The following is a 24,232-nucleotide window of genomic DNA, read 5'->3' as shown; positions in this document are numbered from 1 at the left end:
AGTGTTCAATGCTCAGCATCCATCGTCCTGCAGGTTTCGATCATCAGCGACCGCAACCACTGCAGCGCCGGATCGCGGTGTGTCCGCTCATGCCAGGCCACGGTTTTGCAAAAACCGGGTATTTCAACGGGCGGCTCGAACATGATCAGGCCTTCAGCGTGCAAGGCGAGTCGACGCGGCACCACGGCGATCAGGTCGCTGGCCAACAGAATCTCGGGCAGCACCAGGAAACTGGTCACCGACACAGTCACTCGTCGCGATCTGCCGATTCGGGCCAGGGCCTGATCCGTTACACCCTGGAAGGAGCCGCCCGAGGCGGAGACCAGTACGTGATCCAGCGTGCAAAAGCGATCCAGCGATAATGTCTTGTCCATAGCGTCGGGATGATCGGCACGCATCACGCAGACATAGCGCTCATCGAACAGCCTGGTCGCGTGCAATCCCGGCGCAGTGGTTTCTGGAGTGATCAATGCCAGGTCGACATCGCCACGGTCCAGTTGGTCGAGCAACAGTTGAGCTTCAACGGGCTGCACGGCCACTCGAATATTCGGCGCCCGGGTTCTCAATGCACTGAGCAACGGCACCACGACTGCACGCAACGCGTAATCAGTAGACGCGAGCCTGACTGTCTTGCTGGCAGTGGCCGGGTCGAAGACCTGGGGCTGCAAGATGTTTTCGATATCGCTGAGCAGCTGTTTGACGGGGGCCGCCAGTTGCTGTGCACGCAAGGTCGGCACGATGCCGCGCTGTGCCCGCACGAAGAGCGGGTCATCAAAGCTCTCTCGAAGCCGGGTCAGCATGCCGCTGACGGCGGGTTGGGTCAGCGCGAGCCGCTGCGCCGCGCGTGTCACGCTGCGTTCGTCGAGCAGGGCGTCCAGTGCTTTGAGCAGGTTGAAGTCGAGGTGCCTGATATCAGAATTCATGATGCTAGGAATAAAAGATGACGATTGGCGTTATTTCACGCTAGCACCGACCATGGTGCCCGTCTATCACTCCCACCCCGGATGCCGAACACTGAACATGAACGAGATCTTTTGGCCGGAAGGCTACCTGCCGGGTTTCACCGAAAACTTCGCTTCCAACGAAACCATCGTCGCGGGCCTCTGCGCCGCCGATATATGGCCGTTGCTGAGCACCGCTTCCCAGTGGCCGACCTATTACGCCAACTCGGCGAATATTCGTTTTTATGACGGCAAGGGCCCCGAACTGGAAACTGGCAGGCGTTTCTACTTTGAAACCTTCGGCTTTCCAGTCGAGGCGCAATGCAACGAGTTCGTACCGCCCGTTGATGGTCAGCCAGGCCGAATTGCCTGGCACGGTTGGGCAGGCGAAGACGATACCCGCCTGGACGTACACCATGCCTGGCTGGTTGAGGATTTACCGGGTGGCCGTGTGCGCATCCTGACGCAGGAAACCCAAAAGGGAAAACCCGCGCAAGCGCTGGCCGAAACCCGGCCCAACCCGATGATCAACGGCCACCAGGACTGGCTGGACGGGCTCGTCAGTGCTGCGCGCAAAGCAAGGAAAGAGTAACGCGGTTCCTACTTGGCGAAGGTTCCGGTACGCACCTCGCCACTGCGCACATAGCGAGCGACCAGCACACCACCCGGCGTGCAGATCGATTGCTCCAGGGTAAAGGCCGATGCTTGTGCCTTGTCATCGAACAAGCGCTTGCCATGTCCGAGCAGGACGGGAAAGGTCATCAGCCGCAGTTCATCCACCAACCCGGCGGCAAGCAGCTGGCGCACCAGATCGCCGCTGCCCTGGGTCAGCAAGTGGGAATCGCCCTGGTGCTTGAGGGCATTAATTGCATCGACGAGGTTTCCCTCCAGTGCTTGGCTGTTCTGCCAATCGAGCGATTCGGGTCGATGGGTAGCCACATGCTTGGGCACGCTGTTGAACAGGTCAGCGATGATGTTTGAGCCGGGTTGGATGTGTGGCCAATAGGCGGCGAAGATGTCGTAGGTGCGGCGTCCCAGCAGCAACTCGAACGGCTGTGAGAACAGGTTTTGTACAGCCTGGCCGGTCATTTCGTCGGCGTAGGGCACAATCCAGCCTCCGAAGCGGAAACCGTCGCTCTTATCTTCTTCTGGCCCGCCGGGTGCCTGGATGACGCCATCGAGGCTGATGAATGCGGCAACGATGAGTTTGCGCATACGCTTCTCCCGATTTGTTTTTTGTAGGAGCGAGCTTGCTCGCGAAAAACGTGTGGGCAACGCGTTCTTTCAGACTGCACGCGTAATCGTTGACGTCCATCGCGAGCAGGCTCGCTCCCACGGATCGGATATTCATTCCCTGACAAATAGTTGACTGCCCATCACCCTCGTTGTTCGGCCACCAATAACAACGACTGCGGTACAGGGCTCTGTGGGTGCTGCGGCTCTTGCAGGTCGACCAGCCGCCAACCGGCCATGTCCAGCGCCCTGATCCAGCTCGACAACGTTCGGAAGTACCACGGCATGGGCTGCCACTGGCCCTTGAACCCGGTGAAGGATTCTTCACGCCAGCCATCCTGATAGTCGCCCGCCGCCGCAGTCCAGGGGTGCAGTGTCTGGATGATCAGCGCGCCGCCAGGGGCGAGCAAGGTGTTCATGGCGGCGAGCAGGGGAATGATGTCCTGGTGCAGCAGGGCGAAATTGGCGCAGATCAGGTCGTAATCCTTGCCAATGTCCACCGTTGCTTCTGCCAGCGCGCCATAGCTTGCCAAATGCACGCTCGAGGCACCCGCCGTCCGTGCGGCCTCGACCAGCGTCGCATCGCCATCCACGCCGACCGCATCGATGCCTCGTTCAGCCAGTGCACGCAACAACCAGCCCTCGCCGCAGCCCAGGTCGAGCACGCGTTCGGGTTGGCGGCCTTGCACGGCCAGCAGGAGGGCCTGGTCGGTAACCTGCTGACGGCTCTCGATGGTGCCGCTGCGAATCGCCTCGATCCAGGACCGGGCGTTGTGGTGCCAGCTTTGCAGGAGGCTGGATTCAGGGTCGTACATATTGGTGACCGAAAGGGGGATGGGTCAAAAGGATAGGTCAACTTCAGTTGAGTCGTACCTTCGAGGGCGTCTGTCGCACAAGGCCATCACGACATTGATCGCCATCCGCAACGAATACCCCCCGAAAGGGGAGGATTAGGACTGGAAAGAGAGCCTGTACCTTGGCAACCCGGCCTTGCGCGGCACACGCGTTGAGGTTGTCGAAGCCACTGGATTGAGGAGTTTCCAATGAACGTGCGAGCCACCATCAGGGCGGTGTCATGAGCAAGAAGGCCTACCAACCCTGCCGCGAAGACTTCCGGCGTTTCTACACCCTCGGTACGCGCTGGGGTGACCATGACTCCTACGGTCATGTGCAGAACGTCGTCTACTACTCGTTTTTCGATTCGGCGATCAGCCATTTCCTGGTCGAGCAGGGCACCCTGGATATCGACAGCAGTCCGGTCATTGGGTTGATCGTCGAGTCGAGCTGCACTTTTTTCTCGCCGATCACCTTTCCCGACCGGGTGACGGTGGGACTGCGCATTGCGCACCTGGGCACCAGCAGTGCGCGTTATGAACTGGGAGTCTTTTGCAACGATCAGACCACGGCTTGCGCGCTGGGCTATGTGGTTTATGTGTATGTGGATCGGGCCAGTAACAAACCGGTTGCGATTCCACCGTTGGTGCGGGGTGAGTTGATCAAGCTGACGGATTGATCCAAAGCAGAGCCAATCTTGCGGCGGGCAAGATCCAACTGTGGGAGCGAGCCTGCTCGCGAATGCGGTGGGTCATCCAGCATTAATGTTGACTGACCTGGCCCTTTCCCAGCAGGCTCGCTCCCACAATTGGGCCTGGGAAATATCAGTGAGTGTTTGGTTGGCTGTCAGGGCGCTATCGCCTTCAACCCTCAGACGTTTTTGGTTGATGGCAACAAGATCGTCAGGATCCCCAGCAACGGCAGATAAGAGCACAGGGTGTACACATACTCGATGCCATGAATATCTGCCAGGTGCCCGAGCAACGCCGCGCCAATCCCGCCAAAACCAAACATCAACCCAAAGAACACCCCCGCGATCATGCCGACATTGCCCGGCACCAGCTCCTGGGCGAAGACCACGATGGCGGAGAAGGCCGAGGCGAGGATGAAGCCGATGATCATGCTCAGTACGCCGGTCCAGAACAAGTCGACATAGGGCAGGGCGAGGGTGAAGGGGGCGGCGCCCAGGATGGAAAACCAGATCACTTTCTTGCGACCGATTTTGTCGCCGATGGGGCCGCCGAAAAAGGTTCCTGCTGCAACCGAACCAAGGAACAGGAACAGGTACAGCTGCGAGCTGGCGACCGACAGGTCGAACTTCTCGATCAGGTAGAAGGTGAAGTAGCTGGTGAAGCTCGACATGTAGAAATACTTGGAGAACACCAGCAGCGCCAACACCACCAGGGCGAAGGTCACGCGTTGCTTGGAAAGGCCATGGGTAGCCTTGCTGCCCAGTTTGAGTTTGAACAGGTTCAGGTGGCTGCGATACCAGCGACTCAAGCCAAACAGCACCAGGATGGCAAACACCGCAAACAAGCCGAACCAGGCCACATGCCCCTGACCGTAGGGAACGATGATGGCCGCCGCCAACAAGGGACCGAAGGCTGTGCCGGCGTTGCCGCCGACCTGGAAGGTCGACTGGGCCAGGCCGAAGCGACCGCCCGAGGCGAGACGCGCCACCCGCGAAGTTTCCGGGTGAAAGGTCGAGGAGCCAATGCCGACCAGCGCCGAGGCCACGAGGATCGCCGGGAAGCTGCCGACAAACGCCAGCAGGAGGATGCCGATCAGGGTGCAGACCATCCCCGCCGGCAGCAACCAGGGTTTGGGATGGCGATCCGTGTGATAACCGACCCAGGGTTGCAGCAGGGAGGCGGTGAGCTGGAAGGTCAGGGTGATCAGGCCCACCTGAGTGAAGGTCAGGCCGTAGTTGGCCTTGAGCATCGGGTAGATCGAAGGCAGCACGGCCTGGATCAGGTCATTGATCAGGTGCGCTAGGGCACAGGCGCCGATCACGCGCATGACCAAGGGGCTCGTCTGGTTGGCGACCGGGGCGGTCGCCGAAGGGGTTGTCATTGAGGACATCGCACATCATCCGGGCTGGGGGAAGGGGCATTGCGTAGATCAGCCGCTATGCTAGATTTCGCAAAATTGCCTGTCTCGCGCAATTCGGGCGACGACTTTCGTAAAAAGGGCATCATGGACAAATCACTCGAAGAATTTCTGCTGGCCATGGACGAGGTGGACTGGCCCGTGTGCACCAGCGCCACTGATTACCCGGAGAACTGGTTCATCGAGCCCCACAGCCATGCAAAGCACCAGTTGATCTACGCCATCGAGGGGGTGATGGTCGTGCATTCGGGACTGAGCCAATGGACGGTTCCGCCCAGCCGCGGGATCTGGATGCCCAGTGGTCACGTGCACTCGATCCGTTGCGTGGGTGCCTTGAAGATGCGCAGCGTCTTCGTGCGGCCGGACCGGTTTCCCGAGTTGCCGGATGAAACCCGTGCCGTGAGCATTTCCGCGTTGCTGAGCGAGCTGATCAAGACCTCCGTAACCATCGCCGCACCGGTTGATGCGGACTCGCGGGAAGCCAGGGTCATGCGCTTGATCGTCGACGAACTGACCCTCCTGCCGACCTTGCCCCTGCACCTGCCGCAACCGTCGGATCGACGCCTTCAAGTGATCTGTTCGGCCCTGCAACAAGACCCCGGGGATGGCTCGACCCTGTCGGACTGGAGCGGCCGGCTGAACCTCGACGCGAAGACCATCCAGCGCCTGTTCCACAAGGAAACCGGTATGACCTTCGGTCAGTGGCGGCAGCAGGCAAGACTGCTGTTGGCCCTGGAGCGCATTGCCGTCGGGGAGAAAATCATCGAGGTGGCGGGCGCACTGGGTTACGACAGCCCCAGTGCGTTTACCACGATGTTCAAGAAACAGTTCGGGACCACGCCGAGTCATTTTTTCAAGTGACGAAAGGGTCCAATTGAATTACCAGCCCATCGTCAAATTCAGGATTCTCGTTCACCCCATTTTTCGCATAGCCCCGGGGGTTGCACACCACCCGGGTATTGCCCACCCGATAGTCAAAGCTGCCATGGGTATGGCCATGCAGCCATAGCGCCGGTTGCCATTTTTTGATCCGCTCTTCGAGGTCCGAAACGAAACTCGGGTTGATGGGGGAATTGGCAAACATCGGGCTGATGCTCGACCGGGTCGGGGCGAAATGGGAAATCACCACCGTGGGTGTCGTGCTGTCCCGCCTGAAGCAGTCGTCCAGCCAGGCGACGGTCTGCATGAAGATCAGTTGAGACACCGCCGGGGTGAACAGGTCTGGAAAATCCGGCGAGAGCCTGATGTGGCTGTAGTCGCGGATGAGCTGCGTGGCCAGATCGATGCTCTGGGTCCGCTCCTGCGCGTCGTCGAGGAGGCGATAGTCCGACCACAATGTACAGCCCAGAAATCGCACGCCGTCGTGGACATGTTCCGAGCGCTCCAGGATTTTGATCTGCGTGCCTTGCGCCAGGCTGTTCAGTTGCTCATAAGTCGAGAGCAGGTCACTGCCATAGAACTCGTGATTGCCCGCCACATACAGAGCCGGAACCGGACAGGCCCTGGCCCACTCGATAGCCCTGGCCGGCCGGGCAATGTCGCCGGCCAGCACGACGATATCGGCGTCTACCTCGGGAAAGGGAATCGCGTTGACGGAGAGGTGGATATCGGACAGCAAGGCGATGCGCATGGAGCGGTTCCTGTCGGTGTTGGATGCACGGCTGATGAGCCATTCCAACATTAGCACGCACATCTTGGGGCAGAAAAAACGCCTGGGCTATCCCCCCTGTAGGAGCGAGCTTGCTCGCGATGAAGGCCCAGGCACCGAGGGCATTCAGGCCACCCGCGTTATCGTTGACCTCCATCGCGAGCAGGCTCGCTCCTACAGGGGGCTGCGTACCAGAATGGATTCGTCGATCTGGTCGATGGAGGTGACGCCGGTGAGGGTCATGGCCACGCGCATTTCCTTGGCGAAAATATCCAGCATGTTTTCCACCCCGCGCTGGCCGTCGGCGGCCAGTGCATAGGCCATCGAACGACCCAGCAAAACACCCTTTGCCCCCAGAGCCAACATGCGCACCACGTCCAGCCCCGAGCGCACGCCCGAGTCGACCAGCACGCTCAAGTCGTTGCCGATGGCTTGCATGATCGGCGGCAGGGCGTTGGCGGTGGACAGCACGCCGTCGAGTTGCCGGCCGCCGTGGTTGGACACGACGATGCCGTCCGCCCCGAAACTGACCGCATCGCGGGCATCTTCGGGATCGAGGATGCCCTTGATGATCATCGGGCCTTTCCAGAATTCACGAATCCACTCCAGGTCGCTCCAACTGATCGACGGGTCGAAGTTGTTGGCCAGCCAGCCCATGTAATCCTCGAGGGTGACGGCTTTGCCCAGGTACTTGGAGATATTGCCCAGGTCGTGTGGTTTTCCCATCAGGCCGACGTTGAAGGCCCAGTCGGGTCGGGTCATGGCCTGGAGCACGCGGCGTGAGGAGGCGAACGGACCGGACATGCCCGAGTGGGCATCCCGGTAGCGGGCGCCGGGCGTGGGCATGTCGACGGTGAATACCAGGTTGCGCACTCCGGCAGCCTGCGCTCGCTCCAGCGCGTTGCGCATGAAACCTCGGTCTTTGAGCACATACAGCTGGAACCAGATCGGCTGTTGGGTATTGGCCACGACTTCCTCGATGGAGCACACCGAGACGGTCGACAGGCACAGCGGAATGCCTTTGTTCTGCGCCGCCTTGACCGCCTGCACCTCGCCACGCCGGGCGAACATCCCGGTCAGGCCCACCGGGGCAAGCACGATGGGCATCGACTGTGCCTGGTTGAAGAGGGTGGTTTGCAGGCTAAGGCTTTCGACGTTTTTCAGGATGCGCTGGCGCAGGCTGACGTGACTCAAGTCGGCGCTGTTGGCCCGCAACGTATGCTCTGCATAAGCGCCCCCGTCGATGTAGTCGAACAAAAAACGAGGGAGTTTGCGACGTGCCGCTTCGCGGTAGTCCGATGCAGACGAGATGATCATATGTGCTGGGCCTTGGTCTGGTGAATGAGGGCTGAGCCCGTCGAGTCCAGAGTCAGGTTAGCCTAAGGGACCTGTTGTGGTCTTGTCAGTTGAGGTGGATGTCGACTGACACGGCCTCTTCGCGAGCAGGCTCGCTCCCACAGGTGATCTGCAGTGGCCACAAAAAATGTGTTCACAGCGGACCCTTGTGGGAGCGGGCTTGCTCGCGAAGGGGCCATGTCAGCCACCCTAATGTGGCTCGCCTTACGCTTTTGGCGTCGCGATGTTGAACCAGAAATTGAAGGTGTCGAGCAAGTCCATGAACGTCTTGAACGCTTGCGGGTTGCCGTCGATCTTGACGTCGCCGCTGGCGATTTTCTGTTCCAGCGAACCCTGGCCGAGCTGGATGTCGAGCAGCGTACTCATCTTGAGTGTGAGGCCGGCATCCGGTTGCGCGATGGCCTTGTCGGTGTAGTTGAGCACGCCGTTCTCCACGGTCAGGGTGTAGTGCTTGTCCAGGTCGGTGAAGTTCAGGTTCAGATTGATTTTCTTGCCAGCGGCGGCCGGACCGTTGAGGCGCACGGCCAGGTAGTCGAAGAGCATTTCCGGCGACATCGCGCGGATTACGTCAGCACTGGCGGTCTTGGTGCCACCGCCCTGGGGCACGCCATTACGCAACTCATAGGCCCCTTGCAGGTACACCGAACGCCACGGCCCGGCCTCGGCCTGGTAACCCAGTTGTTCATAGGTATCGGCCAGCAGGTTTTTCGCTTCCTGGTTCTGCGGGTCGGCGAGCACCGCGTGTTTCAGCGCCTCGGCTACCCAGCGGTATTCACCCTTGGCGAAGTCGGCGCGGGCTTTGCGCAACAGTTCGGCGCTTCCGCCCATGTATTCGACGTACTTTTTCGCCGCCGGCACTGGCGGCAGGTTGTCCAGGTTGGACGGGTTGGCGTCATACCAGCCCATGTAGCGCTGGTACACCGCCCGCGCATTGTGCTTGAGGGTGCCGTAGTAGCCACGGTTGAACCATTCCTGGTCCAGTTCAGGCGGCAACTGGATCATCTCGGCGATTTCGGCGCCGTTGTAGCCTTCGTTCATCAGGCGCACGGACTGATCGTGCACATATTTGTAGAGGTCGCGCTGTTTGCCGAGGAAGCGGTGAATGCGTTCCTTGCCCCAGGTCGGCCAGTGATGGCTCTGGAATTCGACTTCGACGTCGTCACCGTACAGCTCCAGGCTCTGCTGGATGAACCGCGACCATTGCAGCGCATCACGCACCTCGGCCCCGCGCAAGGTGTAGACGTTGTGCATCTGGCGGGTGACGTTCTCGGCCATCCACAGCGCCTTGAACTGCGGGAAGTAAGTGTTCATCTCCGTGGGCGCTTCGGACCCCGGGGTCATCTGGAACACCATCTTCACGCCGTCGACGGTCAGTTCCTGTCCGGTGTGGGTGACTTCCTCGGTGGGCTGGATCAGCGAGATCTGGCCCATGGAGATGGTTTGCCCAAGCCCCGAGGAAACGCCGCCCTGTGGCGACCGCGGTAGCATCGCGCCGTACATGTACACCGCGCGCCGCGACATGGCGTTGCCGGCGATGATGTTTTCGCTGACGGCGTGCTCGGCGAAACGTGGTGGCGAAATCACCCGCACCTTGCCTGACTTGACGTCGTCTTCACTGACGATGCCGCGCATGCCACCAAAATGGTCGGCGTGGGAATGGCTGTACACCACGGCGACAATCGGCTTCTTGCCCAGGTGTTCCGTGACCAGGTCAAAGGCGGCACGGGCGGTTTCCACCGAGAGCAGCGGGTCGAACACGATCCAGCCGGTCTGGCCTTCGATGAACGTGATGTTCGAGATGTCATAGCCACGCACCTGATAGATCTTGTCGGTGACCTTGAACAAGCCGTACTGCATGTTCAGTTGGGCAATGCGCCAAAGGCTCGGGTTCACGGTGTCCGGGGCCGCCTTGTCCACGCTGATGTATTTCTTGTAGCTCTCCATGTCCCAGACCACCTTGCCGTTGGCATCGCGGATGCTCAGTTCCTTGGGCTGGGCGATCAGGCCATGGCTGGCGTCGTCGAAGTCTTGGCGGTCGCTGAACGGCAAGGTCTTGAGCACCGCTTCGTTGGCCTGGCGCGTCATTGGCGTGGCCGGTTTGGGGGCGACCGGGTCGGCGTGGGCGGTGGCGGCCAGCAACGGCAAGGCCAGCGCCAGGGCCAAAGGCTTGCGAGATCGGATGGAAAGCATGGGTTACCTGCACGATTGGGGCTGAACGAATGCGTCTGCAGCGCACCTTAGGGGCAGTCCCGGTACTTACCAATACTGATAAAGCATGACTGTGGGGATGATTCTGCGGTCTGCCTGCCGCCCTTGTACTGGCGCTTGCACAGTGCGGGCAGCGACATGCCCGAGCCGGGAAAAATCCTCACTCTTTAGGATGATTGTGAAGATCACTCCTTCGTCCGTTATGCCGGCACGAGGGAAGGATTAGCTTGGCCGCCGAATGAGAGCCGATTCACACAGCAGGGATTAGTCGCATGACTACAACAACAAAAACACGCGTACGGTTCCAACTCAGCCTGTTGGCCAGCACCATTGCGTTGAGCATCGCCGGGCAGGCCCAGGCGGTCAGTTTCAACATCGGGGAAGTCGAAGGGCAGTTCGATTCGTCGCTGTCGGTAGGTGCCAGTTGGTCGACGCAGGCCCCGCATCAGGGTTACATCGGCGGCCACAATGGTGGCAGCGGGTTGTCACAGACCGGTGACGACGGTCACTTGAATTTCAAGGAGGGCAAGACCTTCTCGAAAATCTTCAAGGGTATCCACGACCTGGAGCTCAAGTACGGCGACAGCGGTGTTTTTGCCCGGGGCAAGTACTGGTACGACTTCGAACTCAAGGACGAAGACCGTCCGTTCAAACCGATCGACGATCAAGGGCGCAAGGAGGGCGCCAAGTCTTCCGGCGCGCAGTTGCTCGATGCCTTTGTTTATCACAACTACACCATCGCCGATCAGCCGGGTTCCGTGCGGTTGGGCAAGCAAGTGGTGAGCTGGGGCGAAAGCACGTTTATCCAGAACAGCATCAACTCGATCAACCCGATCGACGTTTCGGCTTTCCGTCGCCCGGGAGCCGAGATCAAGGAAGGGCTGATTCCGGTCAACATGTTCTACGTCTCCCAGAGCCTGACCGACAACCTGTCGGCCGAAGCCTTCTACCAGATCGAGTGGGACCAGACCGTCATCGACAACTGCGGCACGTTCTTCTCGCAGACCGATGTGGCGGCCGATGGTTGCAACGGCAACCTCAACGTCTTGACGCCATCGCTGGGCGCCTTCGGTGGTTTGCTGGGTTACCAGACGACGCCTGAAGGCGTGGTGATTCCTCGAGGGGCCGACCGCGATGCCCGTGACAGTGGCCAGTGGGGCGCCGCGATGCGCTACACCTTTGAACCGCTGAACACCGAGTTCGGTGCCTACTTCATGAATTACCACAGCCGTGCGCCGATTTTCAGCACCCAGGCGGCGGACCGGTCGCAATACGTGCAATCGGCCGGCGTCCTGGCCGGCGCGGTGCCCGGCATTCCGGCTGCGGCCCGCAATGGCGCGGCCATCGCCAACGTGGCGGGTGCCAGCAACTACTTCATTGAGTACCCCGAAGACATTCGCCTGTATGGCCTGAGTTTCGCCACGACCTTGCCGACCGGCACCGCCTGGTCCGGCGAATTGAGCTACCGCCCCAACGCACCGGTGCAGCTCAACACCACGGACGTGCTGTATGCCGGTGTCCGTGGGCTGGCGGGCCTGAACCCCGCGTTCGCGCCGTTCGGTCAGTATTCGGTGCTCGGCGGCGATCCGTCGACGATCCCCGGCAGCACCTTGCACGGGTACAACCGCAAGGAAATCACCCAGTTCCAGACCACCTTCACCCATTTCTTCGATCAGATCATGGGGGCGGAGCGCCTGACCCTGATCGGTGAAGTCGGCGTGGTGCATATCGGCGGATTGGAAAGCACCTCGGTGGCCCGTTATGGCCGAGACGCGGTATACGGTCCAGGCGAACTGCCCGGTACGCTGACGGGAGGCTTGCCAAGTTGCCAGGCCATCAACGCCGGCACTTTTGCCGGCACCCCGGCGGCGGGTAATTCCGCCAAATATTGCGATGACAAGGGCTTCGCCACCGCAACGTCGTGGGGTTATCGCGGCCGTGCCATCTGGGATTACTCGAACGTGTTGGCCGGGGTCAACCTCAAGCCAAGCATTGCCTGGTCCCATGACGTCCATGGCTATGGCCCCAACGGCCTGTTCAACGAAGGCGCCAAGGCCGTCAGCCTCGGTCTGGATGCCGAATACAAGAACGCCTACACCGCGGGCCTTTCCTACACCAACTTCTTCGGCGGCGATTTCAACACCACCACCGACCGTGACTTTCTCGCGCTCAGCCTGGGCATGAGTTTCTAAGCGCCGACCCTCTGAAAGGATCAATCGACATGACCCACAACAAAAAAGTCCTCATGCAAACCGGTGCCCTGGTCCTCAGCCTGCTGGCGACCAGCGTCATGGCCAAGGTATCGCCCCAGGACGCCGAAAAACTGGGCACAACCCTGACGCCGCTGGGTGCCGAAAAGGCAGGTAACGCCGATGGCAGCATCCCGGCCTGGACCGGCGGTTTGCCGACCAACGCCGGCACCGTGGACGCCAAAGGCTTCCTGTCCGACCCGTTCGCCGATGAAAAACCGCTGTTCACCATCACCGCGCAGAACGCCGCGCAATACAAGGACAAGCTCTCTGCCGGCCAGATGGCGATGTTCCAGCGCTATCCGCAGACCTACAAGATCCCGGTGTACAAGACTCACCGCAGCGTGGCGGTGCCCACCAACATCTACGCCGCCGCGAAAATCAGCGCGCTGAACACCGAGGGCGTCGATGGCGGTAACGGTCTGAGCGGGTTTAATGAAAGCCACTATTACGCCTTTCCGCAGCCCAAGAGCGGCGTCGAAGTGGTGTGGAACCACACCACCCGTTACCGGGGCGGTAACACCAAGCGCCTGATGACCCGCGTGCAACCGCAGGCCGATGGTGCATTCAGCATGATTCAGTTCGAAGACGAAGTGTCTTACCCAAGCGCCCTGGCGGATCAGGACAAGGGCAAGGCCGATAACATCCTGTTCTACTTCATCCAGCGCGTGACGGCGCCGGCGCGTCTGGCCGGCAACGTGCTGCTGGTGCACGAGACCATCGACCAGGTCAAGGAGCCGCGCATGGCTTGGGTCTACAGCGCCGGCCAGCGCCGTGTGCGCCGCGCACCCCAGGTCGCCTACGATGGCCCGGCAACGGCCGCCGATGGCCTGGCGACCTCGGACAACTACGACATGTTCAACGGCGCACCGGATCGCTATGACTGGAAACTGGTCGGCAAGAAGGAAATGTACATCCCGTACAACAGCTACAAGCTCGACTCACCGAACCTGAAGTACGCCGACATCCTCAAGGCCGGTCACATCAACCAGGACCTGACCCGTTACGAGTTGCACCGGGTATGGGAAGTGGTAGCCACGCTCAAGCCGAACGAGCGACATATCTACGCCACCCGTCACATGTACTTCGACGAGGACAGCTGGGAGTTGGCGGAAGTCGATCACTATGACGGTCGCGGCGCCTTGTGGCGCGTGGGCGAGGGGCACATCCAGCAGTACTACCACAAGCAAGTGCCGGGCTACACGGCCGAGACCCTGTACGACCTGGTGGCGGGTCGCTATTCGGTGGTGGGCCTGAAGAACGAAGAGAAACGCAGCATCGAGTTCGGTTTCCAGAGCCTGGCGGCCAACTACACCCCGGCGGCGTTGCGGCAGGCGGGGGTGCGTTGAGGTTGTAGCACTGATGTGAAGCAATCTCCCTGTGGGAGCGAGCCTGCTCGCGATAGCAGTGGGTCAGTCAGCGATGATGTTGACTGACACGCCGCCATCGCGAGCAGGCTCGCTCCCACAGGTTTCGATGTGTGGATTTTTTCAAGAGGGTTTGCGTCGGAGTGCAATGCTCTGCAACATATCTGTATACAGAACAACAAACAGAATGTGCCCATGCCTCAACCGATCCCATCCCCACAATCCGCCAGTGGCCTTGCGCGGCTCGCCCCCGGCCATCTCTTGCGTCCGCGCCTGAGCGAGGCACTGTTGAAGGGTGACTGCCGCTTGCGCCTGCTCTGTGCCCCGGTGGGAAGTGGCAAAAGCGCGATTCTCAGTGAGTGCGTCCAGCACCTTCCGGCCGGAACCCGGCTGGTGCATCTGAATCTGCGTGGCAAATCCTTGACCGTCGACGCGTTTGCCCAGCGACTGGCCGGGGCGCTGGGGCTGGCGGACACCGATCCGGCTGGCCTGCAGCGATACCTGGACAGCGTGTCGAGCGAGCTCTGGCTGGTCATCGACGATTACCCTAGGGTGCCCGATCAAGCCTTCGATGACGTGCTCAACGACCTTATCCAGACCTCATCGTCCCATGTGCAGTGGTGGCTGGCCGGTCGCCGTCGCCCGGGGTTGCAGTTGACGCGCTTGCTGCTCGACGGCGATCTGTTCGAGTTGGGAAGCACCGAGCTGAGCTTCAACGAGCACGAACTGGCGGAGCTGTTGCGGCAAAAAGAGTTGCATTGGCCGTGGTCGGACATCGGCAAACTGCACGGCGAGTCCCAGGGTTGGTGTGCGGGCGTTCGTCTTTATCTGCTTTCGCTGAAGGCCGACAGCGAGGCGCAGCCCTACGATTCGTCCGCTGCCCGGGTGTTCGAGTACCTGCGCCACGAAGCGCTCGACGAGTTGCCGCAGGAGTGGCGCCAGGCGCTGTACACACTGGCTCAACTGCCGTATTTCGACGCGGGCCTGTGCGAGCAGTTGCTGGGTGTCGGTGAGGGCGAGCAGTTGCTCAAGCAACTGCTGGTCTGTGGGTTGTTCATCGAAACGGTCGGTGTCGATGAGCAGGTTTACCGCGTGCAACCGTCGATGCTGGCGGCACTGGCCAGCCAGTTGCCCGCGACCTTGACCAAGGCGGTGTTTCGCAAGGCGTGTCAGTGGTATGTCAGCCAGGACGATGTGCGCCTGGCGCTGGAGTATGCGGTCAGGGCAGAGCAGACCGAAGTGGCGGCCACGCTGATGCAGCGCTTCACCGGTGATGTCATGTTGCAAGGGCGCAGACTTGGACAGTTGATGCAGTGGCGCCGAGAGGTGCCTATCGATTTGCTGACCGGTACACCACGCCTGCTGTTGCTCAATGCCTGGGCGCTGTTGCTCAGTGGTCGGCTGGTGGAGGCGCAGGCTTACACCGACCAGGTGGCCCGCTTCATGCCGCAGCCCACCGCCGAGCGGCAGTTCGAGTTGATCGCGCAGTGGAAGGCCTTGACCGGCAACCTGGCGTTTCATCGCGGGCAAAGCGAGGCGGCTCGTCTATGGCTGGCCGAAGCCATTGCCGAGTTGCCCGAGCGCGCCTGGGGGCAGCGCATGTTCTGCCTGGCCCTGCAAATCGAACAGGCACTGATCGATGGCCAGCTGGAGCAAGCACAGGAACTCAACCGGGATGCCACCAAACTGGCCCGGCAGCATGCCAGCCTGGCCATGGAAAGCGTGATGGTGTTGGGGCATGTGAAGCTGCTGGAAATACGCGGTGAACTGCTGCGTGCCGAGACCCTGCTCAAGCGCCTGTACACCGAATTGACCAACGCCTGGGGGGCCGAGCTCAGTCCGATGCGCGGCCGGGTGCAGTTGCGTCGCGCCACGTTGCTGGTGCAGCAAGGGCGATTTGAGGAAGCGGCGACGATTTATCTGTCCGGTATCAAGGAGAGCGAGGCCTGTGGCGATCCGGCGGCCTTCTGGGGATACGTGGGCCTGGCCGAAATCGATGCCCAGGAGGGCGAACTGGACAGTGCATTCCTGCGCATTGCCGATGCCGAACGTGCGATGCAGTACAACCATGTCAGCGAGTACTTGTATCAGGCGGTGGTATTGCGCGCCAGAGCACGGCTGTGGCTGGGGCAGGGACGTAGCGCACAGGCCGAAAAGGCCCTGCGCAACTTGCCCGGACACTGGCTGTCGACGTCGCCTTACGGTTTGCCGGATTTGCACCTGCGTCTGTATCTGTTGCAGTTGCAGGCCAGCCTCGCGACAGGTGAGGTGGACACTTCGCTGGCCAAACTGGCCGAGCTGCACGCCAAAACCGTGGCCGAGGGCCGGCGCGCGCTGGCCTGCGAGGTAGGCTTCAGCCTCGCCGAGGCGCTTTACGCCAGCAACAAACCGGCGCAGGCCAAGCAGGCGTTGCTCGATGCGATTGCCGAGGCCCGGCAAATGGGCATGGTCAGCGTCGAAAGGGCCTTTGCCCGGCGCAATCGGGCATTGAGTCGCTGGGTGGGTGAGTCCAGCCAGAATGACGAGGTGCCGGCCTCACTGTTGAGTCGACGTGAACTGGATGTGCTCAAGTTGATTGCCCAGGGTTTTTCCAACCAGCAAATTGCCGAAAGCCTTTACATCTCTCTGCACACGGTGAAAACCCATGCCCAGCGGATCAACTTCAAACTGGGCGTCGAGCGGCGCACCCAGGCAGTGGCCAGGGCCAAGGAGTTGGGTCTGAGCTGATCACTGCATCGCCAGCAGTTGCCGTCGGTGCTCCCGTGGTGTCCGGGCGAACCAGCGGCGGCACGCCCGGTTGAACACGCTCTGCTCGCTGTAGCCGAGCAAACCTGCCACCTGGGACATCGGCATGTTGCGTTCGGCCAGGTAATGCTCGGCGCGGTCCCGGCGAACCGCTTCGAGCACTTCATCGAAACCGCTGCCCAGTTCCGCCAGTCGTCGTTGCAGGACCCGCTCGTGCAAGCCCAATTGCTCGGCCACCAGGGTCAGACGGCAGCGCTGGGTCGGCAGCAAGCGCAGGATCAGGCGTTCGACTTCCTGCACCAGGTCGGCGGGTTGCACAGAGCCGAAGTGACTCAGGTAATGCACCAGTGTCTTGTGCATCAACGGGTCCTGGTGTTCGATCCGTTGGTTCAATTGATCGGTACTGAGGACCAATGCATTGCAAGACTGGCCGGTATAGGCCTGCGCCTTGAAAAAGCGCCGGTAGCGAGAAGCCGGCAATGACGATTGTCCACTCAACAGCACCGCCTGCGCGCTGAAGCGGGTGCCGCACAGCAGCTTCAAGGTGTTATGCCCCACGCCCAGCGCCAGTTCGACCATTTGCCGTTGCTGCAACAAGCCTGGCAGGCGGATGTCGATCACCAGCCTTGGCGCGTCGGGCTCGCGGGTGTCCAGTTCCAGATGAATACCCGGGCTGTGGTAACCGATGAAGCGCACGATGTCTGCCAGCGCCAGCCCGACAGTCGCCGAGCTGCGGGCGATCAACGCCACCGGACCCAGCACATGCAGGTCCTGATACTCGGCCATTCGCAGGCCGAAGTCCGGGCAATCGAGTGCTTGCGATGCAGACTCAAGCAGACCCACCAGAGCGCGCAATGGCATCCGCGCGTCCTCTTCCAGGCTCGAATCGGGGTCGATGCGAAAGTGCTGGAGGAATGTATCGGGATGGCCGCCCAATTGCGTGACCACCTCGCGGAAACCGGTCAGGGAGCTGCTGCGGATCAATGCGGTCATAGTCGTCGAAAGTCAAAAAATAGTCGGCAAAAATCAATTAATCTTGCGCCTCGGCAAGGAACAATGCCAGCTCGTTCCGCAACCGAGAACAAGAACAATGGAATTTGACTACATCATCATTGGCGCAGGGTCTGCCGGCTGTGTGCTAGCCAATCGTTTGAGCGCCGACCCGGCCAAACGCGTCTGCCTGCTCGAAGCCGGCCCGAAAGACACTTCACCCCTGATCCATGCGCCCATTGGCGTCGCCGCGATCCTGCCGACCAAACACGTCAACTGGGCGTTCCAGACCGTGCCACAAGCGGGCCTGGGTGGTCGCGTCGGTTATCAGCCTCGGGGCAAAGTGCTCGGCGGCAGCAGCTCGATCAACGGCATGATTTACATCCGTGGACACAAGAGCGATTTCGATGACTGGCAGGCGCTCGGCAATCCGGGCTGGTCCTACGCCGATGTGTTGCCGTATTTCCGCAAGAGCGAGAAGCACCACCGTGGCGGGTGCGAGCACCATGGTGGCATTGGCGAGTTGTATGTCGGCAAGGCCCAGGCGCACCCGGCCAGCGATGCATTCATTGCCGCCGCGCAAATGGCCGGGCACCGCTTCAATCCTGATTTCAATGGTGCTGACCAGGAAGGGGTGGGGCCGTATGAAGTGACCATCCGCGACGGTCGTCGCTGGAGCGCCGCCACGGCGTTTCTCACCCCGGTGCGTGAGCGGCGCAGCAACCTTACCGTTATCACCGATGCCCATGCCGAGCGGATTTTGCTGCAAGGCAAGCAGGCGGTGGGCGTGCTGGTGAAGGTCAAAGGCCAGCGTCTGGAGCTCAAGGCGCGCAAGGAGGTGTTGCTCAGCGCAGGGGCTTTCGGCAGCCCGCAGTTACTGATGCTGTCGGGGATCGGTGCCGAAGCCGAACTCAAGCCCCACGGGATCGCGGTACAGCATGAGTTGCCGGGTGTCGGCCAGAACCTGCGCGACCATCCCGACGTGGTGTTGTGCTATCGCAGCACCGACAAGACGCTGCCCGGATTCTCCCTGGCCGGTGGCGTGAACATGAGCAAGGCGTTCGTGGAATACACCCGGAAAAAAACCGGCCCGTTCGCCAGCAACTTCGCCGAAGCCGGTGCGTTCCTGAAAACCGATGCCGCGCTGGACCGCCCGGACATCCAGCTGCACTCGGTGATCAGCATGGTCGACAACCACAACCGTACCTTGCATTGGGGTCACGGTTTCAGCAGCCATGTGTGCGTGCTGCGTCCCAAGAGCATCGGCCATGTCGGACTGCAATCCGCCGATCCGTCCGCGCCACCGCGTATCGACCCGCGCCTGCTCAGCCATGACGATGACGTGCAGACCCTGCTCAAAGGCTATCGCATGACCCGCGACATCCTCGAACAGGAGCCCATGGCGCCGTTTGGCCTCAAGGACATGTACAGCCACGGGCTTTATCGCGATGAGCAGTTGATCGAGGTCCTGCGCCGGCGCACCGACACCATCTACCACCCGGTCGGGACCTGCAAAATGGGCATCGATGACAGTGCCGTGGTCGATTGCCAGTTGCGTGTGCACGGGATCGAGGGCTTGCGCGTGGTCGATGCCTCGATCATGCCGACGCTGGTCGGTGGCAACACCAACGCCGCGTCGATCATGATTGCCGAACGTGCGGCGCAGTGGGTAATGCGGGCCTGAAAGCCAACCTGATTTTGCAAGCATTCCCCTATCCCCTGCGGGAGCGAGCCTGCTCGCGAAGAGGCCGGCACATTCAACATTGATGTTGTTTGAAACACCGCCTTCGCGAGCAGGCTCGCTCCCACACCCTTGCTTCAATCTGACAACCGCTCGTCGCTGAACTACGCTGCGTTCTGTAACCCCAGTCCTCACCCCTGTGACCTAAGGAATAGACGCATGCGGAGCAGGTTGCCTGCCATTGTGATGGTTGTTTTCAGCGTGTTCTGGTCGATGCTCGTGTGGGCGGCGGACACGGCTAATCCGGTTGAGGATCCCGTCGAACTGAAAGTGGCCAACCGCAGCATCATGACGTTTCGCGCCACGCTGCTCGGCGAGGCACCGGCGACGCGGGTCAAGCGGGCGAAAGCGGTGATCAGCGAAACGCTGGATGAGTCCGACGATCTGGTGGTCACGGTGGATTCGATCCAGGACAGTTACCTGGTGCTGTTGGGCGCCAAGCGCGCGTTTATCGTGGCGCCCAAGGATGTCGACGACCTCGAGTACGCCTCTGTCCAGCAGGCCGCGGAGGGCGCGGCCGCGAAGTTGCGTCAGGTGGTGGCCGAAACACGGGAAGCACGCAGCCTGCACCTGATGCTTCGCGCGCTCATTGCGGTGGCCATTGCCACGACGGTTTATTTCGCGCTGCTCTGGGGCGTGGCTTACATACGACGTCGATTGCTCAAGCGCCTGCCCGAGTTGATGGACCGGCACACCCGGGCACTGACCGTGGGACGGGTGCAAGTCATCGAGGCCAACTACCTGTACCCGCTGGTCATTCGCCTGTTCTGGTTGCTGCGATGGCTGGTCTTGCTGCTACTCACCTATGAATGGCTGGGGTTTGTCCTGTCGCGGTTTCCCTACACCCGACCGTGGGGTGAGAGCCTCAACAATTATCTGTTTGAGGTGGCGAGCTATCTGTTTCAGGCCATCATCGGCGCCATCCCTGGACTGGGCGTGGCGCTGGCGATTTTCTTCATCGCCCGTGGGGCGACGGCCTTCAGCCGCCGCGTGCTGCGGCGCATGGCGACACCGGGAACCTTCAACTGGCTCAATCAGGAAACCCTTCAACCGACCCAGCGCCTGACGTCCCTGGCGATCTGGCTGTTTGCCCTGGCCATGGCCTATCCGTATCTGCCCGGGGCAGGCACCGACGCCTTCAAGGGTTTGTCGGTGTTGATCGGCCTGATGATATCGCTGGGCGCGACCAGCGTGGTCGGGCAGGCTGCCGCCGGTTTGATCCTGACCTACACCCGAACCCTGCGCCCCGGCGAGTTCGTGCGCATCGGTGAATATGAAGGCACCGTCACCGAACTGGGCATGTTCACCACCAGCATTCGCACGGGTCTTGGGGAAGTGCTGACCTTGCCCAATTCGATGATCACCGGCACGGTCACCAAGAACTATTCCCGTACAGTGCAAGGTCCGGGCTATGTGGTGGATACGGTGGTGACCATCGGCTACGACACGCCGTGGCGGCAGGTAGAAGGCATGTTGCTGGAAGCCGCCCGGCGTACCCCCGGCATTCTTGAGAACCCACCGGCACAAGTGTTCCAGACCGCGCTTTCCGATTTCTATCCTGAATACCGTTTGGTGGCGCAGGCCATCCCCAGCCAACCCCGGCCTCGCGCCGTGTTGCTGAGCATGCTGCACGCCAATATTCAGGATGTGTTCAACGAATACGGCGTACAGATCATGTCGCCACATTATTTGGGTGATCCGGAAGAGGAAAAGCGGGTGCCGAAAGACAAATGGTATGCCGCACCGGCGCAGGAACCGAAGGACCTGTAGGAGCGAGCTTGCTCGCGAAAAACGTCCGGTCAACGCGAGCATTCAGGCAGCCCGCGTTATCGTTGACGTCCATCGCGAGCAAGCTCGCTCCTACAGTTAATCGGTGCTCAGTTTCCAGTCTGTTTGTTCAACGCCGCTTCAGCCGCCGCAATCTCGGCCTGGCGCTTGGCAATCACATCCCCAACCGGCGGCCCCTGGAAGCGCCGGGCTTCGAAGCCGAACCAGACGATCGCCGTCAGAATCAGGAAGCCGATGGTGATGTACAGCGCCCAGTCGTTCGGCGGCTGGATGCCGATGACGAAGATGATCACCATCGACAGGACCGAGAGCAGGGCGAACACCGTGTACCAGAAACGCCCCATGTTCCACGGCCCCATGGTCGGCCATTTCGAGGTGCCGTAGGTAAACAGGCCCAGCACGATGGGAATGACGAAGGAGAAGAACAGGAAGATCACCGTGCAGGACACCACGATGGTGTAGACCGGGGTTTCACCGATCGAGATCACCGACGAGCCCCAGACGAACAATACCGCCAGCGTGGCGCCAGTCCAGATCGCTGCCACCGGGCTGCGGAAGGTCGGCGATACCGAGGCCAGCGCTTTCGAGCAGGGCAGGCCGCCGTCGCGGGAGAAGGCGAAGATCATCCGCGACACCGAGGTCACGGTGGCCAAGCCGCAGAGCACTTGCGAGATGAAGATCGCCACGTACAACGCGTCCTTGAGCAGCGGGTTCACCTGGGTGTTCATGGCCCAGAAAAACACGCTCCAGCCTTGCTTGGCCGCTTCGTCCATGCTCGGCAGCATCAGCACGAACGCGCTGAGCATCAACCAGCCGAACAGCAGTGACCAGACCACCGACATGACCATGCCCCGTGGCACCGACATGGCCGCGTTGCGGGTTTCCTCGGAGGTGTGTGCGGAGGCGTCATAGCCAGTGATGGTGTAGATCGGCAGCAGCAGGCCGAGCATGAAGATCCAGCCATTGGAGACCGATGGCCAGACGTTGCCGCCGGCCTCGCCGGAATAGTTGCCGAAGGTCACCAGCCGGGAGAACTCGTAGCTGGGGGCCGAGATCAGGCAGACGATGGTCAACGCGATAGCGGTAGCGAAGATCAGGTAGCCGGAAAAGTCGGTGAGTTTCGCCGTCAACCCGATACCCAAGTGATTGCACAAGGCCTGGAGGCCGGTGAGGATCGCCAGGAAAATCACCCGTGTCGTGGTGGTGTCCTCCATGCCCAGCGTCGGCCCGAAGGCGCCGAAGAAGAAGTAATAGGTGCCGACGTTGATGGCGCCCAGCACCGTGACCAGCACCAGCAGATTGAACCAGGCCGTCAGCCAACCGGTGAAGCGATTACCCAGGATCGAGCCCCAGTGATACAGGCCGCCGGCGGTGGGGTACGCCGAGGAGATCTGCGCCATGGCCAGGGCAAACACCCCGGAGATCAGGCAACCGATCGGCCAACCGATGCCGATGGAGGCACCGCCGGCGCCCGAAGTACCCTGGGCCAGTGAGTTGATGCCACCGGAGAGGATGCAGATGATCGAGAAGGAAATCGCAAAGTTGGAGAAAACGCCCATTCGACGCGAAAGCTGCTGGGCATAGCCCATGCTGTGCAGCACCTTGACGTCATCGTCATGTGCGTCGGTACCGGGCTGGCTTGCTGGGTTCATTGTGTGTGCCCCTTCAGGTTTTGATACGCATCCATCCGGAATCCCGGACAGACTGGCCTTCAACGCCCTGTCGTAATGCTCCTGTTTTCCACTGCGACTTTGCTTTTCTGTAGGAGCGAGCTCTGCTCGCGATGGAATCAAGGACGACGCGGGGTGTCAGGCTCCCCTTGTTATCGTTAACGTCCATCGCGAGCGTGCTCGCTCCTACAGGAGGCGGCCGTGGAAGGCCGACTGGAAAATCTCCGCCACGCCGGCCCGGGTCAGGGGCAGCGGGTTGCCGCCGGCCGATGGGTCTACAATCGCCATGTCCGCGATCAGGTCGGCCTGCTTGTCTTCCACCCCGAGTTCAAACAGCGTGTGCGGCACGGCGATGTCCTTGCGCAATTTGAGGACGAAGGCCAGGAAGCTGTTGAAGCCCGGGGAGGGCAGATGCAGGTAAGCGGCCAGGCGCGTGATGCGCTCTTCGATGGCCGGGCGATTGAATGTCAGGACATAGGGCATCAGGGTGGCGTTGGTCATGCCGTGGTGGGTGTCGTACAGCGCACCGATCGGATGCGCCAGGGCGTGCATGCCGCCCAGGCCTTTCTGGAACGCGGTGGCGCCCATTGCCGCGGCGGCCAGCATTTGCCCGCGTGCATCGAGGTCGGAAGGGGTATGCACCGCACGCACCAACGCATTGGCCACCAGGCGCATGCCTTCCACCGCAATACCGTCGGCCATCGGATGAAAACCGGGGGCGCAGTAGGCCTCCAGGCAATGCGACAACGCATCCATGCCGGTACCGGCGGTGACTTTTGCCGGCATGCCGACGGTCAGCGCCGGGTCGCTGATGACCACGCGGGGCATCATTTTCGGGTGGAAGATGATGCGCTTGGTGTGGGTTTTATCGTCGATGATCACCGCCGCACGGCCCACCTCGGAGCCAGTGCCGGCCGTGGTCGGCACCGCGATGACCGGGGCGATGGCGCTTGCATCGGCACGGGTCCAGTAATCGCCGATGTCCTCGAAGTCCCACACCGGACGGGTCTGCCCGCTCATGAATGCGATCAACTTGCCCATGTCCAGTCCGCTGCCACCGCCAAAAGCCACCACGCCGTCGTGGTTACCCGCCCGCCAGGCGTCGAGCCCGCCGGCAAGATTGGCTTCGACCGGATTGGGCTTGAGGTCGCAAAACAACGCCGCACCCAGACCTGCATCGCGTAAGGCATCCAGCGCGGCGGTGGTGATCGGCGCTCGCCCCAGGCCACTGTCGGTGACCAGCAACGGTCGCTGGATACCCTGGCTGCGACAGGCCTCGGCCAGCTCGCTGATACGGCCGACACCGAAGCGGATGCTCGTGGGGTAGTTCCAGTTTCCAGTCAGGCTCATGGT

17 protein-coding genes and 2 pseudogenes are annotated in these 24,232 nt (G+C 61.2%); 9 read left to right on the top strand and 10 right to left on the bottom strand.

Annotated elements, in window-relative coordinates:
* Positions 1 to 5: 5 nt before the first annotated feature.
* On the bottom strand, positions 6 to 923 hold the full coding sequence (locus tag ACSFE6_RS08720) for a LysR family transcriptional regulator (protein ID WP_435427220.1): 918 nt from the start codon (positions 921 to 923) through the stop codon (positions 6 to 8).
* 97 nt (positions 924 to 1,020) lie between these two features.
* Here ACSFE6_RS08720 and ACSFE6_RS08715 point away from each other — a divergent pair, with 97 nt between their 5' ends.
* Entirely contained in the window at positions 1,021 to 1,533 is a 513-nt protein-coding gene (locus tag ACSFE6_RS08715; protein ID WP_435427219.1) for an SRPBCC domain-containing protein, read from the top strand.
* A gap of 8 nt (positions 1,534 to 1,541) precedes the next feature.
* Here the strand turns inward: ACSFE6_RS08715 and ACSFE6_RS08710 are convergent, their stop codons facing one another.
* On the bottom strand, positions 1,542 to 2,156 hold the full coding sequence (locus ACSFE6_RS08710) for a dihydrofolate reductase family protein (protein ID WP_435427218.1): 615 nt from the start codon (positions 2,154 to 2,156) through the stop codon (positions 1,542 to 1,544).
* 161 nt (positions 2,157 to 2,317) lie between these two features.
* Positions 2,318 to 2,989 (bottom strand): class I SAM-dependent methyltransferase, encoded by a 672-nt coding sequence (locus ACSFE6_RS08705; protein WP_435427217.1) that lies wholly within the window; start codon positions 2,987 to 2,989, stop codon positions 2,318 to 2,320.
* Between the two features lie 260 nt (positions 2,990 to 3,249).
* Between ACSFE6_RS08705 and ACSFE6_RS08700 the strand changes: the two genes are divergently transcribed.
* Positions 3,250 to 3,687 carry an acyl-CoA thioesterase gene (locus ACSFE6_RS08700; RefSeq protein ID WP_435427216.1) on the top strand — a complete coding sequence of 146 codons (438 nt, stop codon included), beginning with the start codon at positions 3,250 to 3,252 and terminating at the stop codon, positions 3,685 to 3,687.
* Between the two features lie 191 nt (positions 3,688 to 3,878).
* On the opposite strand, the gene ACSFE6_RS08695 is transcribed toward ACSFE6_RS08700, so the two are convergent.
* Complete coding sequence (locus ACSFE6_RS08695; RefSeq protein ID WP_435427215.1) at positions 3,879 to 5,090, bottom strand: MFS transporter; 1,212 nt, start codon at positions 5,088 to 5,090, stop codon at positions 3,879 to 3,881.
* 114 nt (positions 5,091 to 5,204) lie between these two features.
* Here ACSFE6_RS08695 and ACSFE6_RS08690 point away from each other — a divergent pair, with 114 nt between their 5' ends.
* Complete coding sequence (locus ACSFE6_RS08690) at positions 5,205 to 5,978, top strand: AraC family transcriptional regulator (RefSeq protein WP_435427214.1); 774 nt, start codon at positions 5,205 to 5,207, stop codon at positions 5,976 to 5,978.
* Here the strand turns inward: ACSFE6_RS08690 and ACSFE6_RS08685 are convergent.
* From ACSFE6_RS08685 to ACSFE6_RS08675, 3 genes are all read right to left on the bottom strand, one after another.
* Entirely contained in the window at positions 5,971 to 6,747 is a 777-nt protein-coding gene (locus tag ACSFE6_RS08685; RefSeq protein WP_435427213.1) for a metallophosphoesterase, read from the bottom strand. The genes ACSFE6_RS08690 and ACSFE6_RS08685 overlap by 8 nt on opposite strands.
* Positions 6,748 to 6,939: 192 nt before the next feature.
* A complete protein-coding gene (gene lldD, locus ACSFE6_RS08680) occupies positions 6,940 to 8,082 on the bottom strand; it encodes an FMN-dependent L-lactate dehydrogenase LldD (RefSeq protein ID WP_435427212.1) in 1,143 nt (380 codons plus the stop codon).
* Between the two features lie 243 nt (positions 8,083 to 8,325).
* A complete protein-coding gene (locus tag ACSFE6_RS08675) occupies positions 8,326 to 10,311 on the bottom strand; it encodes an alkyl/aryl-sulfatase (protein ID WP_435427211.1) in 1,986 nt (661 codons plus the stop codon).
* A 290-nt stretch (positions 10,312 to 10,601) separates the two neighbouring features.
* Between ACSFE6_RS08675 and ACSFE6_RS08670 the strand changes: the two genes are divergently transcribed.
* From ACSFE6_RS08670 to ACSFE6_RS08655, 4 genes and pseudogenes are all read left to right on the top strand, one after another.
* Positions 10,602 to 12,521, top strand: coding sequence for a DUF1302 domain-containing protein (locus ACSFE6_RS08670; protein WP_435427210.1), 1,920 nt, complete (start codon positions 10,602 to 10,604; stop codon positions 12,519 to 12,521).
* A 29-nt stretch (positions 12,522 to 12,550) separates the two neighbouring features.
* On the top strand, positions 12,551 to 13,927 hold the full coding sequence (locus tag ACSFE6_RS08665; protein WP_435427209.1) for a DUF1329 domain-containing protein: 1,377 nt from the start codon (positions 12,551 to 12,553) through the stop codon (positions 13,925 to 13,927).
* Positions 13,928 to 14,140: 213 nt separating this feature from the next.
* Positions 14,141 to 16,384 (top strand): annotated as a pseudogene (locus ACSFE6_RS08660) (AAA family ATPase); the annotation flags it as partial.
* 93 nt (positions 16,385 to 16,477) lie between these two features.
* A pseudogene (locus tag ACSFE6_RS08655) lies at positions 16,478 to 16,672 on the top strand (response regulator transcription factor); the annotation flags it as partial.
* Here the strand turns inward: ACSFE6_RS08655 and ACSFE6_RS08650 are convergent.
* Entirely contained in the window at positions 16,673 to 17,683 is a 1,011-nt protein-coding gene (locus ACSFE6_RS08650; RefSeq protein ID WP_435427208.1) for an AraC family transcriptional regulator, read from the bottom strand.
* A 97-nt stretch (positions 17,684 to 17,780) separates the two neighbouring features.
* Between ACSFE6_RS08650 and ACSFE6_RS08645 the strand changes: the two genes are divergently transcribed.
* Both ACSFE6_RS08645 and ACSFE6_RS08640 read left to right on the top strand, forming a co-directional pair.
* Positions 17,781 to 19,364, top strand: coding sequence for a GMC family oxidoreductase (locus ACSFE6_RS08645; protein WP_435427207.1), 1,584 nt, complete (start codon positions 17,781 to 17,783; stop codon positions 19,362 to 19,364).
* 216 nt (positions 19,365 to 19,580) lie between these two features.
* Positions 19,581 to 21,191 (top strand): mechanosensitive ion channel family protein, encoded by a 1,611-nt coding sequence (locus ACSFE6_RS08640; protein ID WP_435427206.1) that lies wholly within the window; start codon positions 19,581 to 19,583, stop codon positions 21,189 to 21,191.
* Between the two features lie 107 nt (positions 21,192 to 21,298).
* Here ACSFE6_RS08640 and ACSFE6_RS08635 read toward each other — a convergent pair whose 3' ends face one another.
* Both ACSFE6_RS08635 and ACSFE6_RS08630 read right to left on the bottom strand, forming a co-directional pair.
* Positions 21,299 to 22,861, bottom strand: a complete 1,563-nt coding sequence (locus ACSFE6_RS08635) for an amino acid permease (protein ID WP_435427205.1) — start codon at positions 22,859 to 22,861, stop codon at positions 21,299 to 21,301.
* 204 nt (positions 22,862 to 23,065) lie between these two features.
* Complete coding sequence (locus tag ACSFE6_RS08630) at positions 23,066 to 24,229, bottom strand: iron-containing alcohol dehydrogenase (RefSeq protein ID WP_435427204.1); 1,164 nt, start codon at positions 24,227 to 24,229, stop codon at positions 23,066 to 23,068.
* Positions 24,230 to 24,232 lie beyond the last annotated feature (3 nt).

The sequence above is a fragment of the Pseudomonas baetica genome (genome assembly GCF_051216495.1).
GTDB classification, from domain to species: Bacteria; Pseudomonadota; Gammaproteobacteria; order Pseudomonadales; family Pseudomonadaceae; genus Aquipseudomonas; species Aquipseudomonas baetica_B.
The sequence above is the reverse complement of the archived record's forward strand: the minus strand, read 5'-3'. Positions and strand labels throughout refer to the sequence as shown.